Consider the following 16061-nt stretch of genomic DNA (forward strand, 5'->3'; position numbering starts at 1 on the left):
ATGAGCGAGCAGTTATACCAATCACTATCTTGGATTCCTGAATATGCCACAGGCATTTGGATCAGTTTAAGTGCCATCCTTGTTTTTACCTTATTAAAAGTGGGGAAGCGGCAAGTGGTCGGTTCGCCTTTGTTTAAACTTGGATTGTTAGTCCTGATTGTGATCTGGCTGTATCCGGCGGTTACGCCTTATTTCTATCCGATTGAATCCGGTTTTATAGTCACCGTCATCACTTTTGTCTTGAGTATTTATTACTACAAAAGCCTGGCAAAACAAACCCCAAGGCTGCAGCTTTGGTTATGGCCACAGCTCTTGTGGTTGGTGCTTGTCATGCTATATACCTTAGTGGTTTTATTAAACAAATACAGTGCTTAATCCATTCCGCCTCGGCGGTTCGGGCTGCGCGGATTTGGCCATTCTCTCGGTTCTCCAGTTCTCGGGTTGATAGGCAATACCGCTTTTTCTCTAGAGGTCTTCTCCGGATCCTCAGAGGCCATATAGGCCAGAATAGCGGTGAGGATCGCGTTGTTTCTTACGTCGTCAAAAACGATCTTGTCATAAGTATCGCGATTGGTATGCCAAGTATAATTCCAATAGGACCAATTCAAAGAACTCAAACTAAATCCTGGAGCTCCCATGGCCTGAAAGCTGGCGTAATCAGAACCGCCTCGAGCTGGTGAACCAGGAAAAGTGGTCTCAATCTCATCAGTGATTTCTTTAGGTACGGCAGATAACCATCGGCTTAAATAATCATAACTGTGTAAAAAACCTCCACCAGAAATTCGCACCACACGGCCGGTACCGTTGTCTTGATTAAACAAGGCTTGTAGGCCATCCACAATTTTAGGATTGTCCTCAACAAAAGCGCGAGATCCGTTAAGGCCTTGTTCTTCACTGCCCCAATGACCTACCAAAATGGTACGCTTCGGGTTAGGGTAGAACTTTTTGAGTAAGCGCATGGCTTCCATCATTACTAAGGTCCCCGTACCGTTATCTGTGGCTCCGGTTCCTCCGTCCCAAGAGTCAAAGTGAGCGGAAAGGATCACGTATTCATTCGGGAATTCTGTCCCTCTGATCTCTGCAATGGTATTAAAAGTGGGCATTTCTCCCAATTCCTTTGACATTGCAACAATATTGAGCTGTGGTTTTTGACCCGATTCCACCAAGCGGTAAAGCATACCGTAGTCTTCCAATTCCAGATCAACCGTAGGAATGGCTTTGGTTCTCGCTCCAAAGATCTTATTGACTCCAAAACCTCTTGACCAGTTACTGGTAACGATACCCACAGCCCCAGCTTCTTCTAAGGCTTTAGGTAAGGTTCTGCTGTTATAACCCATATTCTGGAAGTTTTCACGCCAAGCACGGGTTTGTGCATCACGTGCCTCCTTCATTTTTTCAAAGGATTTATCTGTAGCGAATTCCTCCCAATTATAGTCTGGTCTACCGGTGGGTTGTTCCATGGATATCATCACCAATTTACCCTTTACAGAAGGTAGCCACTTAGCAAATTCCAAGGAGTCCTTAACCATGGGTAAAACCATGAGTTCCGCAGTTACTCCTTCTGCAGAAGTACTCGGATTCCAGGCCAATTGCGTTCCTCTTAAGCTTTGCGTTCTAGGGTGCACCATATCAATATGAGTGATGCCGCGTTGCCAGCCTCTCCATGTTCCGAATTGTTGATTCTCAGCAATGATTCCCCAAGAACCGTATTTAGAAACCGCCCACTCATGAGCAGCATACATTTCTGGTGTTCCCACCAAACGAGGACCAATTTGGTCCATCAATTCATGTGCTAAAGCCTCTAATTGAGAGTTTTCATTAGCTTCTTTAATGATTCCAGCAATCACCGGATCCTCATCTTGAGCGAGCAATTGCATGGGCGCAATCAGCATGCACAAGAGCAGTAGTCGTAAATTTCGCATGTTTTTGGTTTGTTAATTGTCCTTTAAAAATACGGCTTATGAAACAAAACCAATACGTGCGTCAGAAAAATCTATTGTTGCTGCAGGGCTGATTCCAATTAATTGCTGTAGTATTGATTTTAAATTCCTAACACCACAGTGAAATCCGAACGCGTTCTTATTCCCTTAGCTTTTTTTGCGATCTACGTGATCTGGGGAACTACCTATATGCTCAACAAGGTCGCCGTAGGACAACTAGAACCCTTTTATCTAGCAGGAATCCGCTTTACTACTGCAGGGCTATTGATCTTTGGTATTGCGCGTCTGTTGGGTCATGGTTTAAAGATCAGTTGGAAACAGATGAGAAATACGGCCTTCGTCGGCTTTTTATTTTTAACCTACGGCAATGGAGTAGTGGTTTGGGCTCTAAAATTTGTAGATAGCAACTTCGCTGCTTTAGAAATTGCCGCACAACCTTTGGTGGTTTTATTACTGATGTGGCTCTTACAGGGCAAGAAGATCAAGTTCAAATCCATGATCGGCGTGTTCCTTGGCTTTGTTGGCATGTATCTGCTGATCAGTCAAGACGAGATCCTGATGGGGCCGAACAGTTTGCTGGGCGTTTTGATGATCTTTAGTTGTATGCTGAGTTGGGGCTATGGAAGTCTGTTTGTGACTTACGCCGATCTGCCTAAGAACTATTTTGTCAATACAGGCTTTCAAATGTTCTTTGGAGGTTTGATGTTACTCATTGCGAGTTGGGCCTTTGGCGAATCGTGGATAGCGCCCACCAAATGGAACACAGACGTGCAGTGGGTCATGGTCATATTGGTGATCTTTGGTAGTATTGCAGCCTTTACCTCCTTCAACTATTTGCTCAAACGTGTATCTCCAGAAAAGGTGGCAACCTCTACCTATGTCAATCCAATCATCGCGATGTTATTGGGTTGGTATGTGCTCAATGAATCCATCAGCCTTCAATCGGTTATGGCAGCCTTGGTCTTATTAACTGGAGTCTATTTTATCAATAGCGGAAAAAGGAAAAAACAAAAAGCATCCTAAAACAGGTATTTACCACCTGTTATTACCAACAGGGCAATTGTAGTTTTATCGGGAACTATAAACCCCTATGGCATGAGTTATCTAGAATTCAGAAGTCCGGCTCAACCGGAAAACACATCCTCCGAACTACTTCAGAAGAAAATTCAACAAAAACCGCAACAATCCATAAAACGCGCATTTTCAGATTTTGTGGTAAAGAATTACGGCGACTATTACCTAAAACAACTCAAACAACAACGAGAGAAAGCCAAAGAGCGACCAGAACTACAATTGGATGATAGCCTGCCGCTGGTGGGCATAGTAGGTGGTGGGTTTGCAGGGATGTACGCCGGATTGATCCTTCAGTCCTTAGGTCTGGAATTTGAGATCTTTGAAGCCTCAGATCGTGTTGGCGGTCGCATTGACACCTGGTATTCTACCAACTATGATCCTAACAACACAGATCAGGCCTGTCTCTATGGTGAAGTTGGAGGTATGCGAGTCCCTCAATTCTCTGCAGACATGCTGCCGGTACAACAACTCACCATAGCATTAAATACGGTTCTGAGCCGCAACAATTTGAACGATCAAATGGTGAACTGGCGTAAATTCTACTACAGTTCGCCAGTGCAACGCATGCGTTATAACAATATGCAAGCGCCAATAGAGGCCAAAGATGCCGGATTGAATCCGCTCAACTTTGATACCAACAATGGAGGTGATATCCCAGAGGTATGGCTTACGCCGACTTCACAGGGCTGTAGCGCACCATATTTACCTATAAATATGATCCTGGAAAAAGTCAACCAACCCTTTATTGAGGCTATTAATGAGTCCTTTAAAAAAGGATTTGAAATGCTGATGCAACACGACGATCACTCCATGTGGAGTTATCTAAGCAATGTGTTTACCTTGGGAGATCTAGGCGAATACTATCAGCCAGCCATGGGCGACAAATCAGCTCATTTACCCTACAACGTGATTTCTTATTTAGAAACCTTAAACGTAGGAACGGGTATGTACTCGGTCTCTTTTGTAGAAATGGTCATCGCGGTTTACGATTGGGGTGGCAGTAAAAACCCATATGACAAAGCAGATCCAAACATTTATATGGTGACTGTAGACAAAGGGATGCAACATTTCCCAGATGCCTGTAAAACAGTGCTTAACCTCCAAGATGGTGTACAAATTACCGATGGAATTGCTGCCCAACAATTTGTGGGCATGATACCCGGGCAAAAAGGACAGAAAGGCTATTCACCCACAAACCTCACTCCAGATGCAGCTCCACCAAGTTCGGTTCCAAAAGCAGATCCTATAGTTCCATCACCGGCGCCTCCATCTGCAGAAAAACAACGCGTATTTAACAATACCAAAGTTAATAATTTACGCTATGAGAGCACCCTTTTTGGTGGATACGGGGGAATGCAAGTCGATCTCACAGACACTGACGGTAATTCGCAGACCAAAGACTATCCTTTTGTGATAAGTACACTACCAAACGGCAATTACGTAAACGGTAGCCTGGGCGGAGACTTCTTTAATTCCTTGAGTTTTGAAAAGGCGAGAGCCTTAAGGGAGTGTAATTATATGCCGTCCTTCAAAGCCTTTATTACGTTCAACGACCAATTTTGGGCGAAACTTGGCGAGCGTCAAGATGCCGGTTTGGGCGTGGGTACTTCAGACAGATCCAACCGACAGATCGTCTACCCGTCCTATGGTTATCAGGCCCAAGGTGGCGTTTTACAAATTTATTGCTGGGCTCAAGATGCAGAGCGTATGGGCGCTTTGGATGACCAGGCACGTGTCAATGAATGTTTGAAAGGCATACAATATCTATATCCTGAAGTAGATGTGCAAGCAGCTTTTGCAGGTTATGAGCCCGAAGTGACCACCAAGACTTGGTTTTGGGACAATCATGCCGGTGGGGGCGCCTTTGCACTTTACAAACCAGGTCAATTCAAAAATTTATATCCTGCTTTATTGAGTCCGGAGTTCAACGGACATTTAAATCTGGCTGGAGAGTGCTGTTCCGTCCACCACGGTTGGATAGTTGGGGCCTTAGATTCTGGTTACAATGCTGTTTTCAATATTCTAAGGCAACTACAGCGCGAGGATTTGATTGACCAAATGCAGCAGACCTGGGGTGTATTGAGCTACCCAGATATTGACTCCAAAGCAAAGCAAACAGAACAACTTTCCGCTTACTTAAGTTAGTAACACAAAGACCAATTAATTAGACCCTCTTAGAGCTTTTCTTGGAGGGTTTTTTATTTACGATTGTTTCTTTTTTGATGCTTCTTAATGATCGCAATTAAAAAGGAAAGGAACATAATTCCGAAGATCAAAACGCCGATCAGAACGGCTTGCCAAATACCAATGGCTAGGGTCATAATTATGAAGTTTGAGCAAATATACGGGAATTCCCTCTGCAATTAGGGGATAAATCCTCTTGTCCAGAACAGTACACCCAACTACTTTTAAATCAGCGAATTCGAACCGCAATCAAACACTAATTAACACCCCTAATCATGTCGTCCAAACATCTAAAATTCACTCGTCTGGTCTTTCTGGGAATTTTCATACTCTCTCTACATTCGTGCTACTCTGTTCGCTTTGTAAGCATCAACGGAGATGAGCAACCTGACCCCTTAAGCAGCAGAACCGATTACTACAGAGATATGCAAGTCATAGAACTCGATACGGTGATCACAGCAAAGGCAACGACGCAAGACATCAACTACTTGATCAAAGAGTCATCCGACTGCAAATCCGGTAGGATTCACACCATAGAGTTCAGAAACACTTTAGGCGGTGTTTTGCTAAGCGCCATAACCTTTGGTAGAAAACGCAAAGTGAAGATCAAATACGTCTGTCAACTAGAAACGAATTAACTATGGCCTCCACAATAGCACATGCAAAATCAGAATGGGACACTTTACACCACAACGGTCCATTTCCTTTAAAGACGCTTTATATTACGGAATTGGAAGGGGAGGGCAACCTACCCGACAAGTTTGCGCGTTACACAGATGCAGCTCATGAAATTCAGCGACTCATCCAAGAAACTAAAGATGCCCATCAGGGATTTAGAGCTTATGGTTCCCGCTGGTCCATGAACCATATTGCCAGTCATCACGACCGCATGCACTACAATGGTTTTATGAATATGCATATACCGACATTTGCTACTGATATGAACGCCAATTCCAATTACCACACGGATAATGTCTTTTTCTTTCAATGCGGAAATACGATCAAACGAGTCTCTGAAGTGCTCTCTGCGCACGGTAAATCTTTAAAGACTTCTGGAGCCAGTAACGGACAAACCATTGCAGGATGCATTTCTACAGGTGTTCATGGTTCCGGCTTGGATGTAGGTTCTGTACAAGATTATGTAGTTGGACTGAATATAATCACGGGGCCTAACCCGCAAGACATTGTTTATTTAGAACCTGCCAGTAAGCCTGCGCTCAATGATACTTTTGCACAAAAAATTGCCGGACGCATCATACGAGACGATGAGATCTTTAAAGCCGCTTTGGTAAGTTTAGGCAGCTTTGGCTTCATACACGGCGTGGTCATTGAGGCAGAGGATCGTTTTCTGTTGAATCGATATGTTCAAAAAATACCTAAGAAACTGGCCTTGGAGCTGTCTACCACCATGGATTTTGCCAACAGCAGTTTTAAGATCCCACAGGAGGTCGATGCCAATGGGAAACCCAACAGGCCTTATCATTACAAGGTTTTCATCAACCCCTATTCTAAGGAAACGGACTACGTGGTCGAAGTGATGTATAAAAAGCCTTATCAGACGCCATACCCAGATCCTTTCCCGATCATTAAAGAATCGATCTATCGCGACTTGATCTATGTTTTCATTAAGATCGCGGAGAAATTCCCGAAGAGTATACCCTGGCTCATCAAACGCCTTAGAAAGACCATCCTACCACTAAATGATCTGGAACGCGTTGTAACTGGCACCCTGCCGGAGATCTTTTGGGATGCGCCTTATCAAGGAGCGGCCTTTGCTTGCTCGTTTGGAGTAGATCACAAGGACTCAGCCAAAGCATTGCAGGTATTGACGGACCTGACGGTCAATGAAGGTCCTATTCCAGGAATCTTTGCCATGCGCTTTGTCAAGCAATCCGAAGCAACCATGGCCTTTACCAAGTTTCCTATTACGTGTATGTTGGAGATCGATGGGGTCTTGTGGAAACCCAACCGTAGAATTATGAGCTTGAATCAATACGGCAAACGGATGATAGAAGAACTCAAAAAGCACAATATTCCATTTACTATACATTGGGGAAAGAATGCCGATTGGGACCATCCAGGCTTGGTGGAACATATGTTTAATCCTGCATCTATTAAATCTTGGCAAAAGTCAAGGGCAGCGCTCTTAAGTCCAGAAATGCAAGAACTCTTCAGCAATCACTTTTTGAGTGACATTAAACTCAAGAATCAAGTCACATCTCCTGTAATTGAACCCAATGATCCAATTACATAAAAAAACCCCGCTAATTGCGGGGGTTTTCCTTTTGGGTAATTTTAACGATGAATCGCATAACTGCTCGCTCGGGCATATTCTACCAATTTGAGCTTGAGCCATTCACGCGTCTGATCCCAATCTTTGTTGTGAACAAAATTTAACTTGAGTAATAGTCGCTTCATACGGTGAGGTTAGCGTGTTATACAGTCTTTACCACTGCAAAATGCAGCGATATGAGGATCAGCAACAGTAGTTAAAAGGAAATGGTGGCGACTATAGCCTAAGTAGTAAGTGTCAATCTTTGAGGTACTTAAAGGTAAGAATTTTCTTCGGATAGTAAAACTTAAATTCAACTAATCGATGACTTTAATGTTTATCCGTTAAACGACTTAAATTAATAATCATCAGCGACTTATTGACAAGAACAAATTCATCAATTAACCCGTAAAATCACCTATGGAATTCCTCTGTTCATTGGCTACTTTGGAAGTTCATTCAAAATCATGTCAGTATACAATTCTAGGTGGATCCTTATCAATTTAGCTGCTGTTCTAGCCGTGCAGTTTTGCCAAGCTCAAGAATACTCCACACATTATGAAAAGCGCATAAAAGGCTTGGAAATTGGCATAAATACTGGCTACTGCTGGCTTAAGCTAGAACCTGGACAAGCCTTACGTTTAACTACAAATGATCTGACCCAAAATGAAATTACCGTTAATGAGCAAGCTGCTGGATTCAATCAAGAATTTGATGGATCAGCGGCTCAAATAGGTTTATTTGCCAATTGGAATTTCTCTAAGCAATTCAGTTTAGGAATTCAATGGGATTACCTCCAACAGATCGAGTATCGTGAGAGCGCCTTTATCACACAGTCCTATTTTGATTCCAGAGGTCAATTGAGCGTTCACAGCAGCGGTCGTTATGCGTTTGGCTCCACCGCAGATATTAATGTGCTCTGGCTAGGATTTAAATGGAGTCCCGTTACCTTTGATATTAGAAACAACCGACTCAGTCTATTCTTAAAAGCAGGCGGTGGCAGTAGCTTTTTCAAATTAGTCAATCGTATTCCAGATGCTTTTTTAAGTCTGGACTTTGTATCGCCTGCAGCAAACGGAAACTTCCGCTTGGGGCCTGGAGAGATCGTCAAACAAGAATTCAATCAGCAAGCATGGGCTTGGCAACTAGGAGGAGGCCTGAGCCTGAGATCAAAGCATATTCCTGGTATTAGCCTCGGGTTTTATTACACAAACTTGGGAAGCTTTATTCAGCAAGACGTATCGCCCGCAGAACTCTTTGTTTTAGACGCCGTTAATTCTCAAGCTGAGGATCAATTCATAAATATCTCATCAAGCCAGCAACCGCGATCCTTAAAATCACTTTCTTTGGCGCTTCAGATCTTTGTTTGGTAATAAAAAAACCCCGCACAAGGCGAGGTTTTTCAATTTCAAAAATCCTTTAGACTTAAGAATTCTTGTAAAGTGGCGGGTTAATTGTTGGGATGGAACTGCCGTCGTTTCCTTGCAAATGAAGATTTGGTGCCAAAAAGCGCACTTGTGTATGCTTTTCATCCTTCTGAATGGTCGCATCCATTACAATTCCGAACATACTACCAGAAACTGAATAGTCGTATTGGGTGTTTTGAATGGTACCCTTGTACTCAAAACGCTGAGTTTTGTTCACCAAATCCATCATGGTGTCAATGATCTTAGACTGCTGTTCGCGTGTCAAGCCCCAAGAATCCATGGTGTGGGTGGTTTGGCTATAAGAAGAATGGCTTCCTCCTCCAGAGAAGAATAAAAAGAATCCGCGCCCACCGCTAGAGGTCTTTTTTGTTAGTTGATCGTACTCGTGCTGTTTGGAGGCACTCAATAAACTGCGGATCAATTGATCCAAAGCATTTACATTCTCAGGGGTTACGCACTGCATGTTAAGGGTAAAGTCTACATCAACATCTGCGTGAGCAGGAACGGTATAGGTCACTCCAGAAACTTGTCCTTGGCCGTAAGCCGTTACTTGAACACCGTCTGTAGCAGAACCTGAATTGTCAACTGAGTTTGCAAAAACTGTACTTAGATTACTCATAATTATTAGGATTAGAATTAATAGACAATCGAAATACGAACTGTGAAATGAAAGGGGAGTGCGGGGAAACGCACAATTCGAAGGGGATTTCACTTTGAAATATGAGGCTAAACTAGGTGATAGCTTTTCGGGATGCATCCGTAGAAACACGCGATTTACCAATTACGCTGAGATAATTGCTAATCAAAGACAAACCTTGACGGTAAAGGAGGGTTCATTTTTTGTATTTTTAATGCACTAACCAAAAATCACTTCACATGTCTCGCAGCTCATTTATTTCGAGTCTTCTTTTCTTTTTGCTACTAACACCTCATTGGGTTGTAGCTCAGGATGATGATGTTCTTAAAAAATTAGAAGAAATAGCCATTATTGATCAAAAGGTCATGATGCCCATGCGAGATGGAGTTCGTTTGGCGACGGACATTTACAGGCCCAAGACGGACCAGCCCGTACCCATCATCTTTTCTAGGACACCTTATAATTTTAATTCTTGGGGCGATGGAAAGCAGCGTACCAGAACCGCACAACGCGCTTATGAAGCCGTGAAACGCGGTTATGCCTACGTGGTTCAAAACGAACGTGGGCGCTATTACTCAGAAGGAGAATGGGATATCCTTGGAGTTCCACTAACAGACGGTTATGATGCCTTTAGTTGGATGAAAGCGCAATCTTGGTCTAACGGCAGGATAGGAACTTATGGCTGTTCGTCGACAGCCGAATGGCAAATGGCGGTTGCAGCCTTGGATCACCCAGCGCATTTTGCAATGGTTCCTCAAGGTTATGGAGCTGGTGTAGGGCAAATTGGGGACATCACAGAACAAGGCAACTGGTACCGCGGAGGTGTGGAGCAGATGTTGTTCTTTAGTTGGTTATACAGTGTAGAACACGATAAATTCAAACCGAGAATTCCTGCGGGAGCTACGCAAGAGGATTTGATCCGTATTTCACGATTTTACGATTTAGCTCCAGAAAATCCACCGGTAGATATGGCAGAAGCACTTAGTCATTTGCCGATTCAAGATATTTTGGTGAACATCAATGGAAAACGCGAGATCTTTGATAAGATGATCCGCAGAAAACCCAATGACCCGGCATGGTATGAAGGCGGCTTGTATCACGATAGCATGGACATCAATACTCCAGGCTTCTGGTTTGCCAGTTGGTATGATGTTTCCATTACGCCAAATTTAGCCTTGTTCAATCATGTGAGAGCCAATTCCAAAGACGCTGATATTAGAGACAATCAGTATTTGGTGATCGCACCAACGCTGCATTGCGCCTACACACGAGCCACAGAGAATACCATAGTAGGTGAGCGCCCAGTTGGTGATGCGCGTTTAAATTATGATGAACAGATCTACGCTTGGTGGGATTTCTGGTTAAAGGGAGAGGAGACCGGCTTTAAAGCCAATACGCCTAGGGTTCAGTATTACACTATGGGAAGTAACAAATGGCAGGCTGCAGAGCAATGGCCACCCAAAGACAGTGAACTCACTACTTTTTATTTAAACAGTGGCGGAAGCGCCAATACCTTAAATGGAGATGGGGTTTTAACCACCAAAAAACCGAGAAAAGACAATCCGGATACTTTTACTTATGACCCTATGGACCCTGTAATGAGTTATGGTGGAAACGTCTGTTGTACGGGCAATGCCGTGAAAGGCGGGGCTTATGATCAGCAGTCTATGGAAGAGAACCCGAACATCTTGGTGTATACCTCTGAAGTGTTGACTGAGGATACTGAAGTAACAGGTTTTATAGAATCGACGCTTTATGTTTCTTCGGACGCAAGAGATACTGATTTCACCATCAAGCTCATTGACGTTTATCCTGATGGTCGTGCTTATAATTTGGATGAAACCATTCAAAGAGCCCGTTACCGTGAAGGTTATGACAAAGAGGTTTTTATGGAGGAAGGACAGGTCTATCAATTGGATCTTACTCCTATGGCAACGAGTAACCTATTTAAAAAAGGACACCGAATCCGTATAGAAATCTCCAGCAGTAACTTCCCGCGCTTTGCAAGGAATCTAAATACCGGCGGAAACAATTATGACGAGTCAGAAGGGGTTGTGGCTACCAATAGCATTCACCATTCCAGCAAGTATCCGTCAAATATTAAGTTGCCAATTAGAGGGAAATAAACGGTCTTGGATTCTTTAAAAAACCACGTTTTAAAACTCGTTCAGGCTTCTGATGAAGCCCTTGATCTATTTGCGAGTAAACTGCAACGGATTGCGATCTCTAAAAAGAGGTTTTTGTTACAACCCGGAACACAAGTTCAACACGAGTATTTTGTCCTAAAGGGGTGTTTGAAAACCTATTACCTAGACAAAAAGGGGAATGAGCATATCATTCAGTTTGCCATTGAAAATTGGTGGTTGGGTGATTTTGATGCTTTTTACAATGGCGGTACCGGGAAGTTCTTTATAGAAGCCTTAGAGGACTCTGAATTGCTGGCTATAGACTACAACAGTTTACAAGAAGTCTTTGAGAAGGAGCCTGTATTTGAGCGTTATTTTAGAATACTGATCACCGGAGCCTTTATTGCGCAACGCAGAAGAATCTTAGATGGCCTGAGCTTGAAAACCAAAGGGCGCTATTTGCAGTTTTGTGAAGCTTATCCCAATATAGAAACTCGAGTTCCCAATTACCAGATTGCAAATTATCTCGGAGTAAGTGCAGAAAATTTAAGCAGAGTACGCAGAAAACTCAAAAGTTAAACTTATATTAATTGATATAGGTCAATGGAATTCTGATTGCTGCTGTTTATCATAGGGTATCATTAAAAAATACTACTATGAAAAACATATTATTTGTACTTACCTCAAACGATTCCATGGGAGACACCGGAAAGAGAACCGGGTTTTGGATCGAAGAGTTCGCAGCTCCCTATTATCAACTCACCGATGCCGGGCATCAAGTAACGTTAGCCTCGCCAAAAGGAGGACAGCCACCAATTGACCCAAACAGTGAAACGGACGATGCTCAAACAGCGGCCACAGAGCGTTTTGAAAAGGATTCAGCAACCCAAGAGAAATTAGCCAATACCAAAAAATTGGATGATGTAAATCCTGCGGAATTTGATGCCGTGTTTTATCCTGGAGGGCACGGAGTGCTTTGGGATCTGGTAGAAGACAGCCAATCTATTAACATTATTGAAGAATTTGCAGCAGCCGATAAGCCCGTGGCTTTTGTATGTCATGCGCCAGCAGTCCTGAAAAATGTAAAGAATACCTCAGGAGAACCTTTGGTAAAGGATAAAAAAGTAACCGGCTTCACCAACACGGAAGAAGAAGCAGTTGGCCTGACCGATGCTGTTCCCTTCCTTTTAGAGGACATGCTCAAAGAAAACGGAGGTTCTTATACCAAAACTGACGATTGGCAACCCTACGCGGTAGCAGACGGTATTCTCATTACTGGTCAAAACCCTGCCTCCTCAGAAAAAGTAGCCCATTTACTCAACAAAAAATTATCATAAGCATGTCACAACCCTTATTACAACCTTTTAAAGAAAACGGCCTTGAACTGAGCAACCGCATAGTGATGGCCCCTATGACCAGAAGTAGAGCAGACAACCCTGAAAAAGCCCCAACAGCAGACTTACAGGGAGAATATTATCAGCAAAGAGCAACTGCTGGTCTGATTATTACAGAAGGCTCACAGATTTCGGAGCGTGGCGTTGGTTATATCAATACGCCGGGAATTCACTCTCAGGCTCAGATTGATGGCTGGAAGCAAGTTACTGAGATGGTCCACCAACAAAACGGGAAGATCTTTTTACAGCTCTGGCATGTGGGCCGTATGTCGCATCCAGATTTTCATAAAGGTGAATTACCCTTAGCGCCATCGGCAATAAATCCTGAGGCAAAATCGTATACGCCAGACGGTTTCAAAGATACTGTGACTCCAAAAGCCATGAGTATTGAGGAGATCAAGCAAACCATTGCAGATTTCAAACAAGCGGCTATAAACGCCAAAGAAGCTGGTTTTGATGGTGTTGAGATCCATTCATCCAACGGCTATTTGTTGCATCAATTCTTCTCTGCCACTACCAACATTAGAACCGATGATTATGGCGGAAGCATCCCAAACAGGGCGCGAATTCTCTTTGAGATTTTGGATGAAATTAAACTGGAATTACCGGATTTTCCCGTCGGAGCGCGATTTAATCCTTCCTTGCACGGTCAATTTGGAATGACCTTAGATCAAGAAAGTATTCCAACCTTTGAATATATTTTGGATAAGCTAAACGATTATGATTTGGCCTATGTGCATTTATCAGAGCCCTTTACGGATGTATCGGATCACGAATTTGCCGTGACAGAAGTGGCCAAACATTTTAGACCGATTTACAAAGGTACTTTGATGATCAACGCTGGATTCAATCAATTTACTGGAAACAAGATCATCGAAGATGGATTTGCTGATCTAGTAGCCTTTGGGAAGCCATTCATTTCAAATCCAGATTTGGTTTATCGCTATGAAAATTATCTCGAATTGAACGAATGGGATGAAGACACGTTTTACACCCCAGGGAAAAAAGGATATACAGATTATCCATTAGCACAAGAAACCGTTAATTCATAAAAAAACTTAAAATGAAATTCACAAGAAACGCAAAAGCCCAATGGAAGGGCAGTGGTAAGGACGGATCAGGAACACTGAGCACGCCTAGCACTATATTAGATAACACAAAGTATTCATTCAAAACGCGCTTTGAGGGCGACCCAGGAACGAATCCAGAAGAACTACTGGGAGCGGCTCATGCCGGTTGTTTTGCTATGCAACTGAGTTTTTTATTGCAAGAGGCTGAATTTGTCGCCGACACGCTTGATGTTAACGCCACAATTCATTTTGAAGACGGCAACATACCCAATATTGATCTGGATCTAACGGCTGAAGTACCCGACATCAGCGCCGAAGAATTCAATCAACTCGCCAATAAAGCCAAGGAAATATGCCCAATCTCAAAAGTGCTAAAAGCAGAGATCGGCTTGCAGATCAATTTGAAGAATTAAGACAAAAAACAGCTCAAAAGAGCTGTTTTTTTTTGATTGTAACCGGCAATACCTCAAGCCTTACTTTGGAGCAGGCATAGACGGATAGTCTTTCGCATATTGACTTAGCGTGTTTTGTACCAAATTGTGGATCTCATCTGGGAAGTGTGCGATCACCCCAGAAGGGCTATCAATAGCGTGCGCATAGAGTGGATCGGTCTCTTGGTTAATCCAACCAAAAACTATGGAACTGCCGTCTAGATACCCTTTTATGCGGTCTAAATCTGACTGAATTTCCGCCTTCCAATCCTCCAGTTTTGTGCTTTTGGGTATGGTTGTTATTGGGGCTATTTTCATTTTACCTTGCAGGGCTTTGTATTTGTCATCATTGGCCATAAGGTCTTCCATTTCACGCATAACCGATGCTTGGTTGGAACCGTTGACCCCTGTTTTCCATTGACCTGATGCATAGGTCTTCTCTATGTTTGCTGTTTGAGAATAGTTAGCGGAATAGGTGATATAAACCGCTTCTGGATCCTGCATGGATATTGCCATTACAGCATTACTTAGAATGTTGATTGCCTGTTCTTTAAAGCTGATGCTTCCGTTATTGTCTTTAAAGGGGATTAGAGTTGGCAAGAACTGCCCTTGATCGTATGCGTACATGATGTAGATATTTATTTAGGGGCAATATAGATCGAATAACCATCAGAAATTCAAGTAATTATACCTGATTCCACCAAACCACAAAAACCTTCTCCATAAGTCCACTGGGCTGTTTTATCCATACCAATGGCGCTGATTGTTTTTCATGAAACTCTTGCAGACGTTCCTGAGCCTGCTCAAAAGTTACCCAATCCACTGCGGTGTGGGGTTTGACCAACCAATCGTGTTTTCTCGGAAAATAGCATTTGCAGCCTATAAAAGCGGAAAACCCTTCAAAAGAAATATAGCTGCCGTAGATACTTTCAGGATTTAGAGGCGCTACATTGACCTCTTGCCCAAAGGGCAAATAGAGTTGCGCTTTAAAGCAGACCAATTGTTGCATTTGATCAGCCTTGAGATCAAGTGCATTGAGGTAGGCTTCAGTCTCTGGTTTGTAGAGCAGAGGAAGTTGTTTGTTTGCTAGTTTATTCAGCTTTAAAACCAAAGAATCTCTACGGTTTGGGCCAATCCAATGGTCTAAAGCTGTGATGCCAACCTGAGGATCATAGAGATAGAACTTATAAATTACCTCCAAATGAATAGGACGCCCGTCAATGCGGAGCAGACAGTCCAATTCTCCCAGGGTAAGTTTATCTCGCTGTATTTGAAGGTTTTCGGCCAGAATCTCGATGTGATCGTATTCTTTGAGCTCAGCAGTCACAAAACGCTCCACAAGATTTCCCAAGCGGTATTTTCCATCAAGAGACTGTATAAAACGCGGCGTTGGCAGCTTTTTTAAATACAACTGATTCAATCCCATAGGGCCTTCTCCTAGCCATAGTGTCGGCGTATTCAAATAACCTGTAAACTGAAGTTGTCTGGACATCTGTAGCGAAGTTA

At 43.1% G+C, this 16061-nt stretch carries 17 protein-coding genes; 11 read left to right on the forward strand and 6 right to left on the reverse strand.

The features are described 5' to 3' along the window. Nucleotides 1-375: a hypothetical protein gene (locus POW22_RS09685; RefSeq protein ID WP_272832464.1), complete on the forward strand. Its 375-nt coding sequence runs from the start codon at nucleotides 1-3 to the stop codon at nucleotides 373-375. Here POW22_RS09685 and POW22_RS09690 read toward each other — a convergent pair. Beyond that, complete coding sequence (locus POW22_RS09690) at nucleotides 372-1922, reverse strand: M20/M25/M40 family metallo-hydrolase (RefSeq protein ID WP_272832465.1); 1551 nt, start codon at nucleotides 1920-1922, stop codon at nucleotides 372-374. The two genes, POW22_RS09685 and POW22_RS09690, sit on opposite strands and share 4 nt — an antisense overlap. A gap of 138 nt (nucleotides 1923-2060) precedes the next feature. Between POW22_RS09690 and POW22_RS09695 the strand changes: the two genes are divergently transcribed. Together POW22_RS09695 and POW22_RS09700 are read left to right on the forward strand one after the other, a co-directional pair. Further along, on the forward strand, nucleotides 2061-2963 hold the full coding sequence (locus POW22_RS09695; RefSeq protein WP_272832466.1) for an EamA family transporter: 903 nt from the start codon (nucleotides 2061-2063) through the stop codon (nucleotides 2961-2963). 72 nt (nucleotides 2964-3035) lie between these two features. Continuing rightward, nucleotides 3036-5159, forward strand: coding sequence for a flavin monoamine oxidase family protein (locus POW22_RS09700; protein WP_272832467.1), 2124 nt, complete (start codon nucleotides 3036-3038; stop codon nucleotides 5157-5159). A 53-nt stretch (nucleotides 5160-5212) separates the two neighbouring features. On the opposite strand, the gene POW22_RS09705 is transcribed toward POW22_RS09700, so the two are convergent. Beyond that, nucleotides 5213-5335: a hypothetical protein gene (locus POW22_RS09705; RefSeq protein ID WP_272832468.1), complete on the reverse strand. Its 123-nt coding sequence runs from the start codon at nucleotides 5333-5335 to the stop codon at nucleotides 5213-5215. Nucleotides 5336-5473: 138 nt separating this feature from the next. Between POW22_RS09705 and POW22_RS09710 the strand changes: the two genes are divergently transcribed. Together POW22_RS09710 and POW22_RS09715 are read left to right on the forward strand one after the other, a co-directional pair. Further along, entirely contained in the window at nucleotides 5474-5836 is a 363-nt protein-coding gene (locus POW22_RS09710) for a hypothetical protein (protein WP_272832469.1), read from the forward strand. 2 nt (nucleotides 5837-5838) lie between these two features. Continuing rightward, on the forward strand, nucleotides 5839-7452 hold the full coding sequence (locus tag POW22_RS09715) for an FAD-binding protein (protein WP_272832470.1): 1614 nt from the start codon (nucleotides 5839-5841) through the stop codon (nucleotides 7450-7452). A gap of 41 nt (nucleotides 7453-7493) precedes the next feature. Here the strand turns inward: POW22_RS09715 and POW22_RS09720 are convergent, their stop codons facing one another. Beyond that, nucleotides 7494-7616, reverse strand: coding sequence for a hypothetical protein (locus POW22_RS09720; RefSeq protein WP_272832471.1), 123 nt, complete (start codon nucleotides 7614-7616; stop codon nucleotides 7494-7496). Between the two features lie 321 nt (nucleotides 7617-7937). On the opposite strand from POW22_RS09720, the gene POW22_RS09725 reads away from it, so the two are divergent. Continuing rightward, nucleotides 7938-8843 carry a hypothetical protein gene (locus tag POW22_RS09725; protein WP_272832472.1) on the forward strand — a complete coding sequence of 302 codons (906 nt, stop codon included), beginning with the start codon at nucleotides 7938-7940 and terminating at the stop codon, nucleotides 8841-8843. A 52-nt stretch (nucleotides 8844-8895) separates the two neighbouring features. Here the strand turns inward: POW22_RS09725 and POW22_RS09730 are convergent, their stop codons facing one another. After that, nucleotides 8896-9516, reverse strand: coding sequence for a hypothetical protein (locus tag POW22_RS09730; RefSeq protein WP_272832474.1), 621 nt, complete (start codon nucleotides 9514-9516; stop codon nucleotides 8896-8898). Nucleotides 9517-9773: 257 nt separating this feature from the next. Here POW22_RS09730 and POW22_RS09735 point away from each other — a divergent pair, with 257 nt between their 5' ends. From POW22_RS09735 to POW22_RS09755, 5 genes are all read left to right on the forward strand, one after another. After that, the gene (locus POW22_RS09735) at nucleotides 9774-11660 is read left to right on the forward strand and encodes a CocE/NonD family hydrolase (protein ID WP_272832476.1); all 1887 of its coding nucleotides are present in this window, start codon (nucleotides 9774-9776) and stop codon (nucleotides 11658-11660) included. A gap of 6 nt (nucleotides 11661-11666) precedes the next feature. Beyond that, nucleotides 11667-12239: a Crp/Fnr family transcriptional regulator gene (locus POW22_RS09740; protein WP_272832477.1), complete on the forward strand. Its 573-nt coding sequence runs from the start codon at nucleotides 11667-11669 to the stop codon at nucleotides 12237-12239. A 77-nt stretch (nucleotides 12240-12316) separates the two neighbouring features. Beyond that, entirely contained in the window at nucleotides 12317-12997 is a 681-nt protein-coding gene (locus tag POW22_RS09745) for a type 1 glutamine amidotransferase domain-containing protein (protein ID WP_272832478.1), read from the forward strand. Between the two features lie 2 nt (nucleotides 12998-12999). Continuing rightward, entirely contained in the window at nucleotides 13000-14106 is a 1107-nt protein-coding gene (locus tag POW22_RS09750) for an alkene reductase (protein WP_272832479.1), read from the forward strand. Nucleotides 14107-14117: 11 nt separating this feature from the next. Next, nucleotides 14118-14537: an OsmC family protein gene (locus tag POW22_RS09755; RefSeq protein ID WP_272832480.1), complete on the forward strand. Its 420-nt coding sequence runs from the start codon at nucleotides 14118-14120 to the stop codon at nucleotides 14535-14537. Between the two features lie 60 nt (nucleotides 14538-14597). Here the strand turns inward: POW22_RS09755 and POW22_RS09760 are convergent, their stop codons facing one another. Both POW22_RS09760 and POW22_RS09765 read right to left on the reverse strand, forming a co-directional pair. Then, entirely contained in the window at nucleotides 14598-15182 is a 585-nt protein-coding gene (locus tag POW22_RS09760) for a hypothetical protein (protein ID WP_272832481.1), read from the reverse strand. 58 nt (nucleotides 15183-15240) lie between these two features. Continuing rightward, nucleotides 15241-16047 carry a DUF1853 family protein gene (locus POW22_RS09765; RefSeq protein ID WP_272832482.1) on the reverse strand — a complete coding sequence of 269 codons (807 nt, stop codon included), beginning with the start codon at nucleotides 16045-16047 and terminating at the stop codon, nucleotides 15241-15243. Between the last annotated feature and the right edge of the window lie 14 nt (nucleotides 16048-16061).

It is taken from the genome of Gilvibacter sediminis, from assembly GCF_028561565.1.
GTDB classification, from domain to species: Bacteria; Bacteroidota; Bacteroidia; order Flavobacteriales; family Flavobacteriaceae; genus Gilvibacter; species Gilvibacter sediminis.

Excerpts from the sequence above, each read along its gene's own strand:
- POW22_RS09730 (WP_272832474.1), bottom strand. The coding sequence starts at position 9,516 with ATGAGTAATCTAAGTACAGTTTTTGCAAACTCAGTTGACAATTCAGGT.
- POW22_RS09715 (WP_272832470.1), top strand. The coding sequence starts at position 5,839 with ATGGCCTCCACAATAGCACATGCAAAATCAGAATGGGACACTTTACAC.
- POW22_RS09745 (WP_272832478.1), top strand. The coding sequence starts at position 12,317 with ATGAAAAACATATTATTTGTACTTACCTCAAACGATTCCATGGGAGAC.
- POW22_RS09690 (WP_272832465.1), bottom strand. The coding sequence starts at position 1,922 with ATGCGAAATTTACGACTACTGCTCTTGTGCATGCTGATTGCGCCCATG.
- POW22_RS09700 (WP_272832467.1), top strand. The coding sequence starts at position 3,036 with ATGAGTTATCTAGAATTCAGAAGTCCGGCTCAACCGGAAAACACATCC.
- POW22_RS09765 (WP_272832482.1), bottom strand. The coding sequence starts at position 16,047 with ATGTCCAGACAACTTCAGTTTACAGGTTATTTGAATACGCCGACACTA.
- POW22_RS09760 (WP_272832481.1), bottom strand. The coding sequence starts at position 15,182 with ATGTACGCATACGATCAAGGGCAGTTCTTGCCAACTCTAATCCCCTTT.
- POW22_RS09735 (WP_272832476.1), top strand. The coding sequence starts at position 9,774 with ATGTCTCGCAGCTCATTTATTTCGAGTCTTCTTTTCTTTTTGCTACTA.
- POW22_RS09750 (WP_272832479.1), top strand. The coding sequence starts at position 13,000 with ATGTCACAACCCTTATTACAACCTTTTAAAGAAAACGGCCTTGAACTG.
- POW22_RS09705 (WP_272832468.1), bottom strand. The coding sequence starts at position 5,335 with ATGACCCTAGCCATTGGTATTTGGCAAGCCGTTCTGATCGGCGTTTTG.
- POW22_RS09755 (WP_272832480.1), top strand. The coding sequence starts at position 14,118 with ATGAAATTCACAAGAAACGCAAAAGCCCAATGGAAGGGCAGTGGTAAG.
- POW22_RS09720 (WP_272832471.1), bottom strand. The coding sequence starts at position 7,616 with ATGAAGCGACTATTACTCAAGTTAAATTTTGTTCACAACAAAGATTGG.
- POW22_RS09685 (WP_272832464.1), top strand. The coding sequence starts at position 1 with ATGAGCGAGCAGTTATACCAATCACTATCTTGGATTCCTGAATATGCC.
- POW22_RS09710 (WP_272832469.1), top strand. The coding sequence starts at position 5,474 with ATGTCGTCCAAACATCTAAAATTCACTCGTCTGGTCTTTCTGGGAATT.
- POW22_RS09725 (WP_272832472.1), top strand. The coding sequence starts at position 7,938 with ATGTCAGTATACAATTCTAGGTGGATCCTTATCAATTTAGCTGCTGTT.